The organism is Salinicola tamaricis (assembly GCF_003006155.1).
GTDB classification, from domain to species: Bacteria; Pseudomonadota; Gammaproteobacteria; order Pseudomonadales; family Halomonadaceae; genus Salinicola; species Salinicola tamaricis.
Genome location: NZ_CP023559.1, coordinates 2,045,238 through 2,064,273, shown reverse-complemented (window position 1 = coordinate 2,064,273; position 19,036 = coordinate 2,045,238). Strand labels below are relative to the sequence as shown.

At 61.5% G+C, this 19,036-nt stretch carries 11 protein-coding genes, 3 tRNA genes, 3 rRNA genes and 3 pseudogenes; 7 read left to right on the top strand and 13 right to left on the bottom strand.

Translation table 11 applies throughout. The annotated features are described in order from the left end of the window. Positions 1-179 precede the first annotated feature (179 nt). From CN538_RS09505 to CN538_RS09490, 4 genes and pseudogenes are all read left to right on the top strand, one after another. Positions 180-950 (top strand): ABC transporter ATP-binding protein, encoded by a 771-nt coding sequence (locus CN538_RS09505; protein ID WP_035474779.1) that lies wholly within the window; start codon positions 180-182, stop codon positions 948-950. Between the two features lie 65 nt (positions 951-1,015). After that, positions 1,016-1,720, top strand: a complete 705-nt coding sequence (locus tag CN538_RS09500) for an ABC transporter ATP-binding protein (RefSeq protein ID WP_106419266.1) — start codon at positions 1,016-1,018, stop codon at positions 1,718-1,720. 39 nt (positions 1,721-1,759) lie between these two features. Next, a complete protein-coding gene (locus CN538_RS09495) occupies positions 1,760-2,758 on the top strand; it encodes a branched-chain amino acid ABC transporter permease (protein ID WP_106419265.1) in 999 nt (332 codons plus the stop codon). 18 nt (positions 2,759-2,776) lie between these two features. Further along, positions 2,777-4,051: pseudogene (locus CN538_RS09490) on the top strand (branched-chain amino acid ABC transporter permease). A 199-nt stretch (positions 4,052-4,250) separates the two neighbouring features. Here the strand turns inward: CN538_RS09490 and CN538_RS09485 are convergent. Beyond that, positions 4,251-5,454, bottom strand: a pseudogene (locus CN538_RS09485) (ABC transporter substrate-binding protein). A 152-nt stretch (positions 5,455-5,606) separates the two neighbouring features. Between CN538_RS09485 and CN538_RS09480 the strand changes: the two are divergent. Beyond that, entirely contained in the window at positions 5,607-5,936 is a 330-nt protein-coding gene (locus tag CN538_RS09480; RefSeq protein WP_340638306.1) for a hypothetical protein, read from the top strand. 139 nt (positions 5,937-6,075) lie between these two features. On the opposite strand, the gene CN538_RS09475 is transcribed toward CN538_RS09480, so the two are convergent. Then, positions 6,076-6,990, bottom strand: a complete 915-nt coding sequence (locus CN538_RS09475; RefSeq protein WP_106419264.1) for a LysR substrate-binding domain-containing protein — start codon at positions 6,988-6,990, stop codon at positions 6,076-6,078. 185 nt (positions 6,991-7,175) lie between these two features. Between CN538_RS09475 and CN538_RS09470 the strand changes: the two genes are divergently transcribed. Further along, positions 7,176-7,934 carry an FMN-dependent NADH-azoreductase gene (locus tag CN538_RS09470; protein ID WP_340638305.1) on the top strand — a complete coding sequence of 253 codons (759 nt, stop codon included), beginning with the start codon at positions 7,176-7,178 and terminating at the stop codon, positions 7,932-7,934. A gap of 127 nt (positions 7,935-8,061) precedes the next feature. Here CN538_RS09470 and rrf read toward each other — a convergent pair. The 9 genes from rrf to CN538_RS09430 form a co-directional block, all read right to left on the bottom strand. Next, positions 8,062-8,177 (bottom strand): 5S ribosomal RNA (gene rrf / locus CN538_RS09465). A 159-nt stretch (positions 8,178-8,336) separates the two neighbouring features. Further along, a 23S ribosomal RNA gene (locus CN538_RS09460) occupies positions 8,337-11,225 on the bottom strand. A gap of 242 nt (positions 11,226-11,467) precedes the next feature. After that, a tRNA-Ala gene (locus CN538_RS09455) sits at positions 11,468-11,543 on the bottom strand. A gap of 88 nt (positions 11,544-11,631) precedes the next feature. Continuing rightward, a tRNA-Ile gene (locus CN538_RS09450) sits at positions 11,632-11,708 on the bottom strand. 198 nt (positions 11,709-11,906) lie between these two features. Then, positions 11,907-13,448 (bottom strand): 16S ribosomal RNA (locus tag CN538_RS09445). The 16S, 23S and 5S rRNA genes sit together here with 2 tRNA genes alongside, the layout of an rRNA operon. Positions 13,449-14,458: 1,010 nt before the next feature. After that, positions 14,459-14,974, bottom strand: coding sequence for an ROK family protein (locus CN538_RS09440; RefSeq protein ID WP_207233718.1), 516 nt, complete (start codon positions 14,972-14,974; stop codon positions 14,459-14,461). After that, a complete protein-coding gene (locus tag CN538_RS21025) occupies positions 14,959-15,135 on the bottom strand; it encodes a hypothetical protein (RefSeq protein WP_207233717.1) in 177 nt (58 codons plus the stop codon). The genes CN538_RS09440 and CN538_RS21025 overlap by 16 nt, the downstream gene beginning before the upstream one ends. Before the next feature lie 70 nt (positions 15,136-15,205). Then, positions 15,206-15,418 (bottom strand): hypothetical protein, encoded by a 213-nt coding sequence (locus tag CN538_RS21020; protein ID WP_207233716.1) that lies wholly within the window; start codon positions 15,416-15,418, stop codon positions 15,206-15,208. Positions 15,419-15,707: 289 nt separating this feature from the next. After that, positions 15,708-15,783, bottom strand: a tRNA-Thr gene (locus tag CN538_RS09430). A gap of 134 nt (positions 15,784-15,917) precedes the next feature. Here CN538_RS09430 and CN538_RS09425 point away from each other — a divergent pair. Then, positions 15,918-17,492, top strand: coding sequence for an EAL domain-containing protein (locus CN538_RS09425; protein WP_106419263.1), 1,575 nt, complete (start codon positions 15,918-15,920; stop codon positions 17,490-17,492). Between the two features lie 3 nt (positions 17,493-17,495). Here CN538_RS09425 and CN538_RS26200 read toward each other — a convergent pair whose 3' ends face one another. Further along, complete coding sequence (locus tag CN538_RS26200) at positions 17,496-17,894, bottom strand: TolC family protein (RefSeq protein ID WP_422917576.1); 399 nt, start codon at positions 17,892-17,894, stop codon at positions 17,496-17,498. Then, positions 17,869-18,966, bottom strand: a pseudogene (locus tag CN538_RS09420) (efflux transporter outer membrane subunit); the annotation flags it as partial. The gene CN538_RS26200 and the pseudogene CN538_RS09420, both read right to left, overlap by 26 nt. Positions 18,967-19,036: the final 70 nt, after the last annotated feature.

Below are 19,036 nucleotides of genomic sequence, written 5' to 3'. Positions count from 1 at the left end.
ACAGGAAGCATGACAGAAGTACGCTAGTCAGGCTCTTGAGTCAGGCTCTCAACACAGATACTTGAGACAGACACCTGAGACAAGCTCTCGAGCCAGAAGCGCTAGCCCAAGACCAAGACAACGCACATCCAGTACGCCAGCAACAACACAATATCAACAACGCTGCAGGGGAGACGCCGATGACTCCGATCATCGATGTCCGCAACATCAAGAAGTCGTTCGGCGGCCTGACCGTCATCGACGACTGCTCCATTCAGGTCGCCCGCGGTTCGATCACCGGCATGATCGGCCCCAACGGCGCCGGCAAGTCGACGCTGTTCAACATCATCGCCGGCAGCCTCATGCCCGACAGCGGCGAGGTCCTGCTCGACGGCGAGCCGATCACCCATCTCACCGCCAATCACCGCTTCCACAAGGGGCTGCTGCGCACCTTTCAGATCGCCCACGAGTTCAGCCACCTGAGCGCGCTGGAGAACCTGATGATGGTGCCGCCAGGGCAGGAGGGGGAAAACCTCTTCAGCACCTGGTTCAAGCCGGGCGAGGTCCGCCGCCAGGAAGCCGAGACCCGCCGCCGTGCGCTCGAGGTGCTCGACTTCGTCGGCCTCGCCCACGTGCGCAACGAGCTGGCCGGCAATCTCTCCGGCGGGCAGAAGAAGCTGCTCGAACTGGGCCGCACCATGATGACCGACGCCCGCGTGGTGCTGCTCGACGAGATCGCCGCCGGGGTCAATCGCACCCTGCTGGGTGATCTCATGGGCAACATCGAGCGCCTCAACCGGGAACTCGGCTACACCTTCCTGGTGATCGAGCACGACATGGACATGATCGCGCGGCTGTGCGATCCGGTGATCGTACTCGCCCAGGGGCAGGTGATGATGGAGGGCCCGATCGCGCAGATCCAGAACGACCCGACGGTCATCGAGGCCTATTTCGGGGCCACTACGGCCTGACGCCTCACGGCCGGCGTGCCGGGCAGCCCGGCGCGCCAACCGCTTCAATAACAAACGAGCTCACCATGCCACTACTCGAAGCGATCGACGTTCATGGCGGCTACGGCGGCATGAATATTCTCAACGGCGTCGACATGGCGATCGAAGCCGACGAGGTCGGGGTCATCGTCGGCCCCAACGGCGCTGGCAAGTCGACCATGCTCAAGGCTGTGTTCGGCCTGCTCACCATCACCGGCGGCGAGATTCGCCTGCGCGGCGACCCCATCACCAACCTGCCACCGCACAAACTGGTGGAGCGTGGGATGGGCTTCGTGCCCCAGGAGAAGAATATCTTCCAAAGCCTCTCGGTGGCGGAGAACCTGGAGATGGGCGCCTTTCTCAAGCCAGCCACGGTGTCGCGGCTCAAGCGCCAGATCTACGACATCTTCCCGCCGCTCTATGACAAGCGCCACCAGCCCGCGGGCGAACTCTCCGGCGGTCAGCGCCAGATGGTGGCGATGGGCCGGGCGCTGATGAACGAACCCAGCGTGCTGCTGCTCGACGAGCCCACCGCCGGCCTCTCGCCGCGCTATATGAACGAGATCTTCGAGCAGGTGAAGCGCATCAGCGCCACCGGGGTCGGGGTGCTGATGGTGGAACAGAACGCCAAGCAAGCGCTGCGGATCGCCCACCGGGGCTTCGTGCTCGCCGCCGGACAGAACCGCTTCACCGACAGCGGCGAAGCCCTGCTCGCCGACCCGCAGGTGGCCAAGAGTTTCCTCGGCGGTTGAGAGCGCCGCTGCCATGCCGACAGGACAAGAGATTTCGCCGTGAATGAGCTGATCTACTTCTTCAACTATGTGGTGGTGGCCGGGAGCGTGACCGGCTGCATCTACGCCATGGGTGCGATCGGGGTGACGCTGATCTACAGCATCCTGCGTTTCGCCCACTTCGCCCACGCCGACATGATGACCCTGGGCGCCTTTGTAGTACTGCTGCTGACGCTGGCCTTTCCCCACGCCGGCGACGCCCTGGGGCTGCCCACCGCGATCGTGATGCTGCCGCTGGCGATGATCTTCACCTCGCTGGTGGCGGTGGGTATCGACCGCGTCTTCTATCAGCCGCTGCGCGCCCACGGGGTCAAGCCGATCGTGATGGTGATCGCCTCGCTGGGTGTCACGCTGATGCTGCAGGGGCTGATCCGGCTGTTCTCCGGCACCGGCGCGGAGAGCCTCTACGTCGAGGCGCGCAAGGCGATCTTCCGCATCGAGCTGCCCGGCGTGACGCGCCCGATCATCATCACCGAACCGCAGGTGATCCTGTTCGTGGTCACCCTGGTGGCGGTGATCGGGCTGCATCTGTTCCTGACCCGGGCGCGCCTGGGCAAGGCGATGCGCGCGATGTCGGACAACCCCGACTTGGCCCGCGCCTCGGGCATCAACACCAAGCTGATCATTACCCTGACCTGGGTGATCGCCGGCTCGCTGGCGACCCTGGCGGGGACGCTGCTGTCGCTGGATGTCGCCTTCAAGCCGGACCTGAGCTTCTTCCTGCTGCTGCCGATCTTCGCCGCAGCGATCGTCGGCGGCGTCGGCCACCCCTATGGCGCCATCGCCGGCGGCTTCCTGGTCGGCTTCGCCGAGACCCTGGCGGTGTTCAACTGGTCGGTGCTGCTGCGCCCGCTGCGCGATAGCCTGCCGAGCTGGATCGAGCTGCCCAACAACCTGGCGCTGGTGGGCACCGAGTACAAGATCGTGGTGCCCTTCTTCATTCTGATCGCGGTGCTGGTGTGGCGCCCGACCGGCCTGTTCAAAGGGAAGGTGATCTGATGAATCCGACCTCGCAGCATACCCCGTCTCAGCGCCCTTCCCCCCCGTGAAATCCTGCTGTTCGGCGGCCTGGCGCTGGTCGTGCTCGCTGTCTTCGCCAGCATGGGGCCGGCCTACGCCACGCGCATGATGGTCGAGGCCGCCTGCTACGCCATCCTGGCCCTCGGCCTGACCATCCAGTGGGGCTACGCCGGCCAGTTCAACGCCGGCATCATGGGCTTCGTCGCCCTCGGCGGCTTCTCCGCCACCTTCTTCAGCATTCCGGTCAACCATGCTTTCTGGGCCAGCGACCTGCCGGGCCGGCTGGGCTGGGTGCTGCTGGCGATCGTCGCCGCAGTCGCGCTGGTCTTCGCCGTCAGCCGCATCGACCGGCTCGGCGTGCCGCGCTGGCTGCGCACGCTAATCACTGTGCTCGTCGCGCTCATCGCCTATCTGGTGGTGATCAGCTGGCTGCGCAGTGTCACCGGCGATATCGAGTCTCAGGTCGACTTCATCGGCGGCCTGGGGCTACCGGTATGGCTCGGCTGGATCGTCGGCGGCGTGCTCGCCGGGGGCATCGGCTACTTGATCGGGCATATCTGTCTGGGCTGCGCAGCGACTATCTGGTCATCGCCACCCTGGGCATCGCCGAGATCATCAAGGCGTTTCTCAAGAACTCCGACTGGCTGACCCGCGGCACCGCCACCATCTCACCGCTGCCGTGGCCGGTGCCCGACCCCGGCGAGGTCGGCTTCGTCACCGCCCGCGCGCTCTACTTCTGTGTGACCGCGGTGCTGATCGCAGTGATCTTCTTCCTGCTCCACCGCGCCTACCACGCGCCCTGGGGGCGGATGATCCGCGCCATCCGCGACAATGAAGTCTCCGCCGCGGCGATGGGCAAGTCGATCAACCGCCGGCGCCAGGAGATCTTCGTCTTCGGCTGTATCCTGATGGGCTTAGGCGGCGCGGTGCTGACCAGCTTCACCGGCATCTTCGATCCCCAGGGCTACCTGCCACTCAACCACACCCTTCCTGGTGCTGGTGATGGTGATTCTGGGCGGGCCGGGCAACAACCTGGGCACCCTGTTCGGTGCGGTACTGGTCTACGTGATCTGGATCATGTCCGGCCCGCTGGCGCTGGCGCTGATGCATCTGGTGACCGCCCTGGGCGGCGACTGGTTCGGCTGGCAGCCGGGCAACCTCGACAGCCGCGCGCTGCAGGCGCGGGTCTTCGTGATCGGGCTGCTGATCCTGATGGTGCTGCGCTTCGCCCCGCGCGGGATGATCCCGGAGCGAGTCGCCCAGCACGATTGATGTTCACTGCGGTGGGCGCCCCACGAAAAACCCCGAGCCGGCAGCCGCCGACTCGGGGTTTTTACTATCTCGATTTTTTCCTAACTCGGTTTTTTCCTACCTCGGGTGGCGCCGGCGCGGTGACTCGCTGACCGGCTCCTGGGTGACGCTATCCGTTCACCGACCGATTATTCACCAACCGGCCCCTTGGTGACGCTATTTATTCACCAACCGGCCCCTTGGTGACGAACTTGCCATTCTCCACCGCCATCTCGACCACCACGCCCGGCACGTCGCCGTTCTTGTCGAACTCGGCGTCGCCAGAGGCGCCTTCGTAGTCGACATCCTGACCGGCGTCGATCAGCTTCTTGGCCTTCGCCCACTCGCCCGGCAGGATCTTCTCGCCCGGTGCACTGGCGACTTCGCGCAGCGCCTTGGAGAGCCCTTCGCGATCGGCACTGCCGTTCTTCTCGATCGCCATGGCGAGCAGGAAGGCGGCGTCATAGGACTGGGCGGCGAAGACTGCGGTGGGGTCGATCCCCGCCTTTTCTGCCAGCTTGGCGAAGGTCTCGGTACCCGGCGACTGCGGCGAACCAGGGCGAGTGGCGATCATCCCTTCGAGCACGTCGGCGCCGACCGCGTCCACCAGCGAATTGCCGACCATGCCGTCGCCGCCCGCGAACTGAGTGAAGGCGCCGCTCTCGTAGGCCTGACGCAGGATCGTCTGGCCCGAGGTATCGGCATAGGCGAGCACTACCAGGGTCGGTGCGCCGCTGGCCGCGAGCTGCCCGATCTCGGAGCGATAGTCGGCACGGTTGTCTTCGTGCGCCAGGTTGGCGGCGACGGTGCCTCCCTCGGCTTCGAAGGTCTTGGTGAAGGCGCCATCGAGCCCCTGGCCGTAGTCGTTGTTGACGTAAGTCACGGCGACATCGTCGATCCCCTTGGAGAGCAGCAGCTTGGCCAGCTGTTCACCCTGGAAGGCATCGGAAGGCACGGTACGGAAGACCAGATCGTTGTCGGCGAGATCGGTCACCGCCGGTGCGGTGGAGGCCGGAGAGACCATCACACACCCCACCCGGAATCGCCGCGTTGTTGGCCGCGGCGATGGTCGCCCCGGTGCACAGCGCGCCGACAATCGCAGTCACCTTCTCGCTGTTGACCAGGCGGTCGGCCGCGTTGGACGCCGCAGCGGCATCCGAACAGGTCGTATCGCCGGAAGGCATTACCATCTTCTCGCCGTCGAGCAGCCCGCCCTGCTCATTGACCTCGGCCACCGCCAGCTTGGCACCATCGAAGATCGGCGGTGTCAGACTCTCGATACCGCCGGTGAAGCCGCCGAGAAAACCGACCTTGACGTCCGCCTGCGCCGCGACGCTGCACACCGAGGCCGCCGCGACCGCCAGTGCCATGACTGTCTTTTTCATCGTTGTTGTCACTCATTGTTGGGTTACGAAAGACTCGTTAACTGTGCTGCCGGCGCGGGCAAAAGACAAGCGTTGCCCCCACTCGTGGCGTGCGTCTTTCGGCGGGGTCGGCACACGGCAGAGGTGGGCAAAGCACGCTACGCTAGGAGCACATGAACAACTTCGACAAGGAGAAACGCATGCACAAGCATGTCGAGTGGGACGCCCCGGGCGGCGCCAGTGTCGATGCCCACTACGCCAAGGATGAACAGCACCGGGTCGAGCCCCAGCCCGGGATGATCCTCACCGCGCGCTACCACGGTGCCACCGTGCGTATTCAGGTCGAGGCCTACAAGGATGGCGTCAGCATCGGCAAGGTCGCCGCCCTGATCGGCGATGACGGCGAACGCCACGACAGCCACGGCGACCTCAGCCTGGGCGACATGGTGCGCCTGCCCGACGACAAGCGCGCCTTCCAATCCCCTCGTGACGAAGACGACTGAACCGAAAGCGGCGGCCCAGGGCCGCCGCGTTCTTGTCAAAGGCGCCGCCGCCGCGCCTTTCATGCGCATCTTCCCCACAATTTCTTCTCACAACCTCGCCCCACAATTTCTTGCCACAAGCGCTTCTAACAGTCTCTTCTCACGCCTTTTCATCACGACCTCTTTGGTCACCCTCGGCCAGCCCCATCACCCACTCGCGCACAGCGCGAATAGCGGGCTCATCACGCCGCGCCGGCGGATAGACCAGATGGAACGGCTCTCCCGGCAGCTCGGGGCCGAACGGTATCACCAGACGGCCATCGGCCAGCTCATCGGCGATCAGCGTGCGGCTCATCAGGGCAATGCCCTGGCCACCCAGGGCAGCGGCGATGGTATGGGTTTCATCCGAGAACACCAGCCCCTGGCCGATCTCCAGCCCGGGAACGCGCGCTAACGTCTGCCAGGCGCCCCAACTGAGCAGTGCGCCCTTGTGATTGGGCGGCTCATAGTGGATCAGCGTGGTGTGATGCAAATCCGCGTGGGTGCGCACCCCCAGGCTCGGGCTGCAGGCGGGGACGAAAGTGTTGTCGAACAGATTCTCGGCCTCGAGCCCCGGCCAGCTCCCGGCGCCGTAGCGGATCGCCATATCTGCCGCGATGCCGTCCAGCGCCACCAGATGGTGGGAAATCTGCAGATTGAGATTGAGATCTGGATGGGCCTGGCGCAGCTCGCTCACCTGCGGCAACAGCCAGCGCGCGGCCACTGCCGGAATGGTCGAGAGCGTGACGCTGAGAAGCTCAGGTTCCGGGCGTAGACGGGCGATCGTGGCCGCCAGGGTATCGAAGGCCTCGCTGGCAGCGGCGAGCAACTCCCGCCCCTGTACGGTGAGCTGTAGCTGTCGCGGCTGACGAATGAACAGCGCAACGTCTAGCTGCGACTCCAGTTGGCGAATCTGGTGGCTGATGGCGGTGGGCGTCACCGATAGCTCCGCAGCGGCGCGTTTGGCGCTGAGATGGCGCGCCGCCGCTTCGAAGGCACGCAGCGCAGAGAGCGAGGGCAGTTTACGAGCGCTCATGGCACGACCCTATGGATGAGTTTTATTTTCTCATTATGGCAAGAAATGGTCGTTTGTCGCCGTGGTACTGGTAAGGCTTCATGGTCGTGAAGACGGTCAAAGCTGAATCCAGCTCACTTCGAGCCGGATCAGACGTCGCCAGCCCAGACAGATGAATCTTGCTCCTCTCGTATAAGGAAAACACCATGACCCGCCTGTTCCATCTCGATGCCAGCCCGCGGCCGGGCCGCGCCGGCACCCACGAACATGGCTCCCTGAGCCGCCGCTTGACGCATCACTTCATCGAACAATGGAAGGCGGCCCGGCCCGGCGACCCGGTGACCCGCCGCGACCTAGGCACCCAGCCGCCGAGCTATCTCGATGAAGCCTGGATCGCGGCAGCCTTTACGCCACAGGAGAGCCGCACGCTGGCGATGCACCAGACGCTCGCCGAAAGCGACCGCCTGGTGGACGAAGTGATCAACGCCGACGTGCTGGTCCTGGGAATACCGCTCTACAACTACAGCTATCCGGCACCGTTCAAGGCGTGGATTGATCAGCTCGTCCGCCTGGGCCGCACGATCGGTTTCGACCCCAGCAACCTGGAACACCCGGTAGTCCCGCTGCTCAATGACCGACCCCGCCAGGCTGTAATTCTCTCTTCCCGCGGCGGGCACGGATTGGGCCCCCGGGGCAATGGCGCATATGAACCATCTGGAAGACAGCGTGCGCACCGCCCTGGAATTGATCGGGATCGAACGGTTCCACGACATCGCCATCGAGTATCAGGAAGAGGGTGGAGAGCGTTTGCAGCGTTCCATCCAAGAAGCGCTCGTGCAGGTAGAAAAACTGGTCGCACGCCTGCAGGCCATAAAGGAGCCCTGCCCCGCCTGAGTGCACATCACGATGTCGGTTGGTTCAGTCTCGTGGCGCACCTGAAGCCATGGCTGATCATCGCTGGATAATCTCGATAAAGGGGATGGGGATAAGTCAAAGCGCCTGGGACACGCGAAGGAAGATAGATGCTGAAGATATCAACCCCCCTAAACGAGTGAACCCCGGTCTCTGTCGAGACCGGGGTTCGGTATAGGTGCCTGACGATGACCTACTCTCACATGGGGAGACCCCACACTACCATCGGCGCTAAGCGGTTTCACTTCTGAGTTCGGCATGGAATCAGGTGGTTCCCACTCGCTATGGTCGTCAGGCAAAACTGACGTCGACATGAACCTGTGACACGCTTTCACGCGCCAGCTTCACATCGACCAATCTGGATCATGCTGATGATACGTCTCTTGCCTATCCGGCCATTGTCGCGATGCGATCGCGCGACCCCGGTCTGGAGTACCCAGACCCCTTGGGGTTATATGGTCAAGCCTCACGGGGCATTAGTACACGTTAGCTCAACGCCTTGCAGCGCTTCCACACCGTGCCTATCAACCAGCTCGTCTTGCTGGACCCTTTAGGAGACTCGAAGTCTCAGGGAGATCTCATCTTGAAGGGGGCTTCCCGCTTAGATGCCTTCAGCGGTTATCCCGTCCGCACATAGCTACCCGGCAGTGCCACTGGCGTGACAACCGGAACACCAGAGGTGCGTCCACTCCGGTCCTCTCGTACTAGGAGCAGCACTTCTCAAATCTCCAACGCCCACGGCAGATAGGGACCGAACTGTCTCACGACGTTCTAAACCCAGCTCGCGTACCACTTTAAATGGCGAACAGCCATACCCTTGGGACCGACTTCAGCCCCAGGATGTGATGAGCCGACATCGAGGTGCCAAACACCGCCGTCGATGTGAACTCTTGGGCGGTATCAGCCTGTTATCCCCGGAGTACCTTTTATCCGTTGAGCGATGGCCCTTCCATACAGAACCACCGGATCACTAGAACCTACTTTCGTACCTGCTCGACGTGTCTGTCTCGCAGTTAAGCACCCTTATGCTCTTGCACTCAATGCACGATTTCCAACCGTGCTGAGGGTACCTTCGTGCTCCTCCGTTACGCTTTCGGAGGAGACCGCCCCAGTCAAACTACCCACCACACACTGTCCTTACACCGGATCACGGTGCGAAGTTAGAACGCCAATGATGCCAGGCTGGTATTTCAAGGTTGGCTCCACCGCAACTGGCGTCACGGTTTCCAAGCCTCCCAGCTATCCTACACAAGCAACATCAGCGTCCAGTGTGAAGCTATAGTAAAGGTTCACGGGGTCTTTCCGTCTAGCCGCGGGTACACAGCATCTTCACTGCGATTTCAATTTCACTGAGTCTCGGGTGGAGACAGCGTGGCCATCATTACGCCATTCGTGCAGGTCGGAACTTACCCGACAAGGAATTTCGCTACCTTAGGACCGTTATAGTTACGGCCGCCGTTTACCGGGGCTTCGATCAGGAGCTTCGCTTGCGCTAACACCATCAATTAACCTTCCGGCACCGGGCAGGCGTCACACCCTATACGTCCGCTTACGCGTTAGCAGAGTGCTGTGTTTTTAATAAACAGTTGCAGCCACCTGGTATCTTCGACCGGTTCACGCTAGGAGAGCGAGTCTCTTCACGCTACGCCGGCGCACCTTCTCCCGAAGTTACGGTGCCATTTTGCCTAGTTCCTTCACCCGAGTTCTCTCAAGCGCCTTGGGATTCTCACCCTGACCACCTGTGTCGGTTTGGGGTACGGTCGCATGTGATCTGAAGCTTAGAGGCTTTTCCTGGAAGCGTGGCATCGATGACTTCCGGACCGTAGTCCGTTCGTCTCGTCTCTCGGCCTTGAGAGCCCGGATTTGCCTAAGCTCTCAGCCTACTGACTTTCACCAGGACAACCAACGCCTGGCTCACCTAGCCTTCTTCGTCCCCCCATCGCAATCACATCCGGTACGGGAATATTGACCCGTTTCCCATCGACTACGCTTTTCAGCCTCGCCTTAGGGGCCGACTCACTCTGCTCCGATTGACGTAGAACAGAAACCCTTGGTCTTCCGGCGGGGGAGGTTTTCACTCCCCTTGTCGTTACTCATGTCAGCATTCGCACTCGTGATACCTCCAGCATGCTTCTCAACACACCTTCGCAGGCTTACACGACGCTCCTCTACCGCTCATCCTGAGGATGAACCCGTAGCTTCGGCATCTGGTTTGAGCCCCGTTACATCTTCCGCGCAGGCCGACTCGACTAGTGAGCTATTACGCTTTCTTTAAAGGATGGCTGCTTCTAAGCCAACCTCCTAGCTGTCTATGCCTTCCCACATCGTTCCCACTTAACCAGAATTTGGGGGCCTTAGCTGACGGTCTGGGTTGTTTCCCTTTTCACGACGGACGTTAGCACCCGCCGTGTGTCTCCCACGCTCTACTCACCGGTATTCGGAGTTTGCCTCGGGTTGGTAACCCGGGATGGGCCCCTAGCCGAAACAGTGCTCTACCCCCGGCGGTAATACGTGAGGCGCTACCTAAATAGCTTTCGAGGAGAACCAGCTATCTCCGAGCTTGATTAGCCTTTCACTCCGATCCACAGCTCATCCGAATCTTTTTCAACAGATCCCGGTTCGGGCCTCCAGTCAGTGTTACCTGACCTTCACCCTGGCCATGGATAGATCGCCCGGTTTCGGGTCTATATCCAGCGACTGGTCGCCCAGTTAAGACTCGATTTCTCTACGCCTCCCCTATACGGTTAAGCTCGCCACTGAATATAAGTCGCTGACCCATTATACAAAAGGTACGCGGTCACCGAACAAGTCGGCTCCCACTGCTTGTACGCACACGGTTTCAGGATCTATTTCACTCCCCTCTCCGGGGTTCTTTTCGCCTTTCCCTCACGGTACTGGTTCACTATCGGTCAGCCAGGAGTATTTAGCCTTGGAGGATGGTCCCCCCATGTTCAGTCAAGGTTTCACGTGCCCCGACCTACTCGATTTCACATGTTCAGGTTTTCGACGACGGGGCTATCACCCACTATGGCCGGCCTTTCCAGACCGTTTGTCTAACCAGTCACATGCTTAAGGGCTACTCCCCGTTCGCTCGCCGCTACTGGGGGAATCTCGGTTGATTTCTTTTCCTCGGGGTACTTAGATGTTTCAGTTCCCCCCGGTTCGCTTCCCAACACCTATGGATTCAGTGTGGGATACCCAGCTTATGCTGGGTGGGTTTCCCCATTCGGACATGCCCGGGTCACAGGTTGTTTGCCACCTCACCGAGCCTTTTCGCAGGCTACAACGTCCTTCATCGCCTCTGGCTGCCTAGGCATCCACCGTGTGCGCTTAATCGCTTGACCATATAACCCGAAGGAGTCTGGTCGCGCGATCACAACGACAATTGCCGGATACGCTTGAGACGTATCACTTTTCGCTCTTCGCCATCCCAACTACGAATGGTGAAGAACTGTCAGCATGATCCACATTGTTAAAGAGCGTTTAGAGCAGAAGCTCTAAGCGATCGACTCGGCCGCGGTTGTCGCGACGAAGCGGATGGCTTAGAACTCGATGACTGTGTGGCGTGGGCCAACGGGGAAAGATGTGGTGGAGCCAAGCGGGATCGAACCGCTGACCTCCTGCGTGCAAGGCAGGCGCTCTCCCAGCTGAGCTATGGCCCCGGCTAGACATTTCGTCAGAGACAAGGCGCTTTTTGCCGACGTGTAGCCTGCTACACGAGGTGAAAAGCAACGCCGTATCTGGCGAAATTGGTGGGTCTGGGCCGATTTGAACGGCCGACCTCACCCTTATCAGGGGTGCGCTCTAACCAACTGAGCTACAGACCCAGCACCGTACTAACTGATAAGCCTTTGGTAGTCGGCCGGCCGACCTCACCCCCCTTTCCTTTTAAGGTCAGGGGGTGCGCTCTAACCAACTGAGCTACAGACCCGGCTTTACCACTGGGTCCGTGACCCAAACAGTCATTGCTCTTGGTCGATCAGGTAATTGATTGTGAGCGCTTATCTCGCGATCCGCTAATCGTTTAAGGAGGTGATCCAGCCGCAGGTTCCCCTACGGCTACCTTGTTACGACTTCACCCCAGTCATGAACCACACCGTGGTGATCGCTCCCCCGAAGGTTAAGCTAACCACTTCTGGTGCAGTCCACTCCCATGGTGTGACGGGCGGTGTGTACAAGGCCCGGGAACGTATTCACCGTGACATTCTGATTCACGATTACTAGCGATTCCGACTTCACGGAGTCGAGTTGCAGACTCCGATCCGGACTGAGGCCGGCTTTCTGGGATTCGCTCCACCTCGCGGTCTCGCAACCCTTTGTACCGGCCATTGTAGCACGTGTGTAGCCCTACCCGTAAGGGCCATGATGACTTGACGTCGTCCCCACCTTCCTCCGGTTTGTCACCGGCAGTCTCCTTAGAGTTCCCACCATTACGTGCTGGCAAATAAGGACAAGGGTTGCGCTCGTTACGGGACTTAACCCAACATTTCACAACACGAGCTGACGACAGCCATGCAGCACCTGTCTCAGAGTTCCCGAAGGCACCAAGGCATCTCTGCCAAGTTCTCTGGATGTCAAGGGTAGGTAAGGTTCTTCGCGTTGCATCGAATTAAACCACATGCTCCACCGCTTGTGCGGGCCCCCGTCAATTCATTTGAGTTTTAACCTTGCGGCCGTACTCCCCAGGCGGTCGACTTATCGCGTTAACTGCGCCACTAAGTCCTTAAAGGTCCCAACGGCTAGTCGACATCGTTTACGGCGTGGACTACCAGGGTATCTAATCCTGTTTGCTACCCACGCTTTCGCACCTCAGTGTCAGTGTCAGGCCAGAAGGCCGCCTTCGCCACTGGTATTCCTCCCGATCTCTACGCATTTCACCGCTACACCGGGAATTCTACCTTCCTCTCTCCTCACTCTAGTCTGGCCGTTCCGGATGCCGTTCCCAGGTTGAGCCCGGGGCTTTCACAACCGGCGTGCCAAACCACCTACGCGCGCTTTACGCCCAGTAATTCCGATTAACGCTCGCACCCTCCGTATTACCGCGGCTGCTGGCACGGAGTTAGCCGGTGCTTCTTCTGCGAGTGATGTCCTTCTTGACGGATATTAGCCGCCAAGCCTTCTTCCTCGCTGAAAGTGCTTTACAACCCGAGGGCCTTCTTCACACACGCGGCATGGCTGGATCAGGCTTGCGCCCATTGTCCAATATTCCCCACTGCTGCCTCCCGTAGGAGTCTGGGCCGTGTCTCAGTCCCAGTGTGGCTGATCATCCTCTCAGACCAGCTACGGATCGTCGCCTTGGTGAGCCATTACCTCACCAACCAGCTAATCCGACATAGGCTCATCCGATAGCGCAAGGTCCGAAGAGCCCCTGCTTTCTCCCGTAGGACGTATGCGGTATTAGCCTGGGTTTCCCCAGGTTATCCCCCACTACCGGGCAGATTCCTATGCATTACTCACCCGTCCGCCGCTCGCCACCAGGGAGCAAGCTCCCCGTGCTGCCGCTCGACTTGCATGTGTTAGGCCTGCCGCCAGCGTTCAATCTGAGCCATGATCAAACTCTTCAGTTAAAGTCTGATAGTCCTTACCTCTTCTCTGCCCGAAAGCATCAGAAGCGAAGCGGACCAAACTTGGTTCAAGGTCAAACGAATCTTAGACGAGTCGCTTGCCTTGATATGCTGTGACTGGCGTCACGCAAGACAAGCGCCCACATCAATTACCTGATCGATTGTTAAAGAGCGTCCTTACTTGAAGTCTCGTCTCACGCAGAGCACCGAGCCTTCTGCCGTGACCCAAAGTGACTCAAGTGCTTGTCAGCGCTTGCTTTCTGGGTCGCCGTAAGGAGAGGAGTATTTTAAGGATCTTGGGGAAGATGTCAACGTTTTCTTGTCGACGCTTGCCCGGCTTCCTTCCGTTGCTGGAGAACCGATCCTGAAAAGCGAGGGGCGTATTCTGCTTTCCTCATCGCTAGCTGTCAATCTTTTTTCAATCTTTTCAACAGCTTAGCTAGCTTCTCCACCAACCCGAGAACCTGTCTCGGCGTCAGCGGATGCGTACTTTACGGATCTCCCTCGGCCTTGGCAAGGGCTACGCGCAAAAAAACTGCCTTCACCCTCTACTGATAGGAAATAGACCAAACCATGGCGGCACAACGGAACGCATACGCCACCCGGGAGCTAGCGCACGCATTGCTGTATAGAGACGATGTTGAGTCCGCTGCCGCCCAGGCAGCTTAGAAACACCAAGGCATCAGACAATTGATAGTGGATGAAAGGCACATAGGCGCAGCCACTTCGCGAGTGTCTGCGACAGACGAGGGGCCCGTCATGGAGCATCCGCGCCATCGTCGCCATGATCTCGCAACGAGGTCGCCCGAAGACAGACTCTTGGCGAGTGCCGCCCTTGCCAGCCGGCAGGTGGTGGTTTCGTGGAATGCCTGCCGGCGCGCAAACGATCCATTCATGCGAATTCAGACTTCGCTGGTCGCGCAATGGCAACACGCAGCTCGTGATGTCGCACTTGGCGCGATAGCCTTCGTCGACCATACGCCAAGGGCTGCAGAGTTCACACGATCAGGTCTTCATCCTTCCAAGGCGGAACCCGCCATCGAAGGCGAGTGCATTGTCGCCGCGCCGGCATTTCGGCGGAGTGTGTCGAGCTTTTCAACATTTCGCCACCGATGACGATGTAGTCGGGCTCCAGTCCGCGGAGAGACGCTCGACGACATCGAACACGCGCTTGCGCCATTTCTTGTTGCCCTTCTTTTGCGATACGCCTCGGCGACATAGTGCTCGTAGCTCTTGCCCTTGCGATAGGGCAGGTGGGCGATCTCCATCGGCTGGCCGACATTCTCGACGATCATCGCCGCACCAAGCCCGGTGCCGAGACCGAGAAACAGCATGCGTCCACCCTGATAGGAGCCGAGGGCCTGCATCAGCGCGTCGTTGACGATCCGCACCGGGCATCCGAAGGCGGATGCGTAATCGAAACCGACCCATCCTTCGCCGAGATTGGCAGGATCATGAAGCGGCTTGTCATGGACAACCGTTCCCGGGTAACCCATGGCGACCACGTCATATTTCATCCCCTTGGCCATCTCTTGACGGCGGCGACCATATCGCCCCCACCCATCGACTTGCCGCTGTTGGCCTTCTTTTTCCCGCCGCCGGCGCTGGAGCGGATCTTCACATGGCTGCCACCGATATCGATGGCAAGGACGACAAGGTCCGCGCCCTTGGCATTGCGTTTGCGCATCATGGTTTCCTCGGCCTCAGGCAGGATCGAGCCAACCGCCGGACAGAGCGAGGTCCTGCATGTCGTCAGGTCCTCAGGTGCCGGGCTTGTATGGCGGTAGCACAGACGTATCGTCCGAGATCGGCTCGACAATCTTCCACGCGAGTTCGGCGGCATACTGACGGGCGAATAGTTGGCGGTCACCGGCCATGGCGTCGCCGATCAGACGTTCATCATGCGCCATTTCTCCATGTCCGTCTTCTTCCCCATCATCGAACAACGCACCCGGGGGGTGCTTGAAGCGCACCACGACATCCGTCGCATGGGTGGAGAGATTGGGCAAGTCTCGAGCGCAAATACGACGACGAGGACGCGGGCGCCATCCGAGATCTTCGTTAGATGCCAAATAGTCCGCAATGCGGTGCCAAATTCGGCGCGACGCGACAGCGCTACGCCCATTGCGCCTCGAACCACCTCGACGACGCGGTGAGACTCACCCCGGTACAGGCGTTGACACTGGGTTGACCCCAAACGAAAAAAGCCACCCGAAGGTGACTTTTCTCAATGCCTAAACCCATGTTTTCACGGGTCTTTTTTGGTGCCGGTGAGTGGATTCGAACCACCGACCTACGCATTACGAATGCGTTGCTCTGCCGACTGAGCTACACCGGCCAGGCGGCGCCTATCATAATCAGGCGGGGCCACGGGGACAAGCGTAAACGCGGGCGCCGGCTGTGGATTTTCACTCGCCTGGCCCCGGGCGGGGCAACGTGCTATTGATGGCGAAATGACAACAACTCGCCGTCATGTCCCACGCCCCCTATCGTCTCCGCTTTGCCAAGCTGGCCCGGCAGTTCACGTTGCCGCTACTCGCCGCGCTCGCACCGGTGCTGGTGGGCGTGCCGCTGATGCTATGGCAGGCAGAGCGCGAGCTGGCCGCTCAAACCCAGGAGAGCTTCGACTACGCCCTGCGCAAGGTGGAGTCGATCTTCGACTATGCCGAAGTCGCTACCCACCAGGTGCGCTATCTGATCGGCGCCCCGTGCAAGTCGGCCGTGTTCGTGCTGCGCCAGCAGAGCATGGCGACGCCTTTCGTGCGCTCGCTCAATCTCGTGAGCGATGGCCAGATCTACTGCACCTCTCTGCAGGGGACTGGGCGATATCCAGAGCAGAGCCAGAACTACAGTGCCGGGCGTCTACGCCTGATGGCCGGCAACCAGGTCACACCGCAGCGGGCGGTGATCGTGTTTCGCCTGCCGAGCCCGGGCGGGAGCGTACTGGCCGGCATCGACAGCCAGTATGTGATCAATGTCCTGCAACTGGCAGAGCGCGACCTGACGCTGACACTGCAGATCGGCGACTATCAACTCGCCTCTGACGGAACCGTATCTCCGGCGCCCTGGGGCACCAATGGTACGGTCCCCGAGCGCTTCTCCAGTCATTATCCGTTCCGGCTGCGCGCGACACTGGCCCCAGGCAGCCTGTGGCACACGCTGGAAAGTTACTTCCTGCCTATCCTGGGCCTGTTGATCCTGTGCGGCGCGCTGATGTTCTGGCTGATGCTCAAGCGACGCTCGCCGGCGGAGGAGCTGGAGCGTGCCCTGCGCGATGGTGAGTTCGTGCCCTACTATCAGCCGTTCGTGGATGCCGATACCGACCGCTGGAACGGTGCCGAGGTGCTGGTGCGCTGGCGCCACCCCGGAGAGGGCATCATTCCGCCGGATCAGTTCATCCCGCTGGCGGAGAGCAGCGGGATGATCGTACCGCTGACCCAGGCGCTGATGCATCGGGTCGCCACCGAGCTGACGTCGCGCCTGGCCGAGCTGCCTCACGGCTTCCATATCGGCTTCAACCTCTCGGCCGCGCACTGCCACGACTGGCGGCTGCTCGACGACTGCCAGCGCTTTCTCGATACCTTCCCGCCGGGGCGGATCACGCTGGTGCTGGAGCTGACCGAACGTGAGCCGTTCCGAGCCACACCACACACCTTCCGGCTGTTCGAGCGGCTGCGCGAGATGGGTATTCTGATCGCGCTGGACGACTTCGGCACCGGCAGCGTCGGGCTCGACTATCTGCGCCATTTCCGCGTCGATTACCTCAAGGTCGACCGCAGTTACGTCGCCATGGCCGACGAAGACATTCTCTCGCGGCATCTGCTCGACAATATCGTCGATCTGGCCGAGCGCCTGACGCTGACGGTGATCGCCGAAGGGATCGAGACATGTGCCCAGGCAGACTATCTACGCGGCCATGGCGTGCGCTACCTGCAGGGTTACCTCTACGCCCGCCCGGCCCCGCTGCGCGATACGCTGACGCGCCTCAAGAGCCCGCCCAGCCACGCTGCCAGCGAGAGCTGCGACACCTGTCCCGATCTAGGGTAGCGGTCAGATACCTCGGCTATCGCGGCCCACCACCATCGGATCCGGCGCCTGCGGAAAGCCGCCGGGTGCGTGGGGCACCGCCGCATCCAGCGCCAGCCCGCCGCCCAGCGCCTGGACCAGTTGCACCGAGCGGTCGAGGCGCTGGGTGGTGAGCTGAGCCAGGCTCTGCTCGGCACTGAGCAATTGCTGTTCGCTGCTGAGCACGTCGAGATAGTTGGCAAGCCCCGCCTGATAGCGCTCGTCGGCCAGCGCATAGGCATTTCGGGCGCTGGCAACCGCCTGCTGTTGACGCTGGCGCTGGAGAGCCACCGAATCGAGCGTGGTGATATCGTCGACCACCTCCCCCAGCGCCTCGATCAGCGTTGCGTTTGTAGCGCGACACGGCGAGATCGTAGTCGGCATCGCTGCTCTCCAGATTGGCGCGCAGTCGCCCGCCGTCGAAGATTGGCAGCGAGATCGCCGGCGTCACGCTGGCCGATTTCGCGGCCTCGCTGAAGAAGTAGTCCCCCAGCGGCGACTGAAAACCGGCCATCGCGGTCAAGTCGAGATTGGGATAAAACTTCGCCTTGGCCTGCTTGATGCGCTGGGAGGCGGCTTCCACCCGCCAGCGCGCCGCTATCACGTCAGGGCGGTGCCCGATCAGCTCGGCGGGGATGACGCTCGGCAGCGCGGCGATCGCCGGCGCCAGATCCCGCGGCCGCGGGATCGACTGGCCGCGATCCGGCCCCTTGCCCAGTAGCGTGGCCAGCGAAATACGCTGGCTGCGGATCGACTGCTCGGCGGCCTCCAGCGTCTGCCGCGCATTGGCGACGGTGACCTGGGACTGCAGGCTCTGCAGCTGATTGTCGAGCCCGGCCTGCTGCAGCTCACGATTGATCGCATCGATCCGCTGGGCACGGTCGAGCTGGCGGTTGGCGATATCGCGCAGCTCGAAGGCATGGGCCAGGCTGACATAGGCCCGCGCCACGTTGACCGAGAGCGTCAGCGCCGCAGCGTGGAACTCGATCTCCTGCGCCCGAGCCTCGCCCAGCGCCGCACGCCAGGCGGCCCGCTTGCCGCCCCATAGATCCAGATCGTAGTCGAAAGAGAGCATCAGCTTGCGGGTGGTGGAGTAGAAGTTGCCCTGACCCCGCGGGTCCTGCACCTCCGAGACCCGTGAGCGCGACACCTGGGCCGAGCCGTCGACGCTCGGCAGGCCGCTGGCCCGGGCACTGGCGATCGCCGCATTGGCCGAGCGCAGCCGCGCGCGTGCCGCATCCACATCCGGCGAATCCGCCAGCGCCTCGTCGATCAGCGCGTTCAGTTCGGGATCGCCAAGCGCGCGCCACCACGCCCGCTCAGGCCACGCCGCGGGCGAGATCGGGGTCTCGCCCAGCACCTGCTGCGCGCTCAGCCGGCTGACCGGCGTCAGCGTCGCTTGCGGCGAGATGCCGGCATAGTTGGCGCACCCCGCCAGCAGCGTGAATATCAGCATTAACCCGCCGGCCAGCGCCCGCCGCTTTCCCTGGTGTAACGACATCCTTGTCCCCACTTGCCTGCCCGGC

Bases quoted from the DNA above. Each gene is read 5' to 3' on its own strand.
- CN538_RS09505 (WP_035474779.1), top strand. From the start codon at position 180: ATGACTCCGATCATCGATGTCCGCAACATCAAGAAGTCGTTCGGCGGC.
- CN538_RS09500 (WP_106419266.1), top strand. From the start codon at position 1,016: ATGCCACTACTCGAAGCGATCGACGTTCATGGCGGCTACGGCGGCATG.
- CN538_RS09480 (WP_340638306.1), top strand. From the start codon at position 5,607: ATGAACAACTTCGACAAGGAGAAACGCATGCACAAGCATGTCGAGTGG.
- CN538_RS09475 (WP_106419264.1), bottom strand. From the start codon at position 6,990: ATGAGCGCTCGTAAACTGCCCTCGCTCTCTGCGCTGCGTGCCTTCGAA.
- CN538_RS09470 (WP_340638305.1), top strand. From the start codon at position 7,176: ATGACCCGCCTGTTCCATCTCGATGCCAGCCCGCGGCCGGGCCGCGCC.
- CN538_RS09440 (WP_207233718.1), bottom strand. From the start codon at position 14,974: ATGGCCAAGGGGATGAAATATGACGTGGTCGCCATGGGTTACCCGGGA.
- CN538_RS21025 (WP_207233717.1), bottom strand. From the start codon at position 15,135: ATGATGCGCAAACGCAATGCCAAGGGCGCGGACCTTGTCGTCCTTGCC.
- CN538_RS09425 (WP_106419263.1), top strand. From the start codon at position 15,918: ATGTCCCACGCCCCCTATCGTCTCCGCTTTGCCAAGCTGGCCCGGCAG.
- CN538_RS26200 (WP_422917576.1), bottom strand. From the start codon at position 17,894: ATGCCGACTACGATCTCGCCGTGTCGCGCTACAAACGCAACGCTGATC.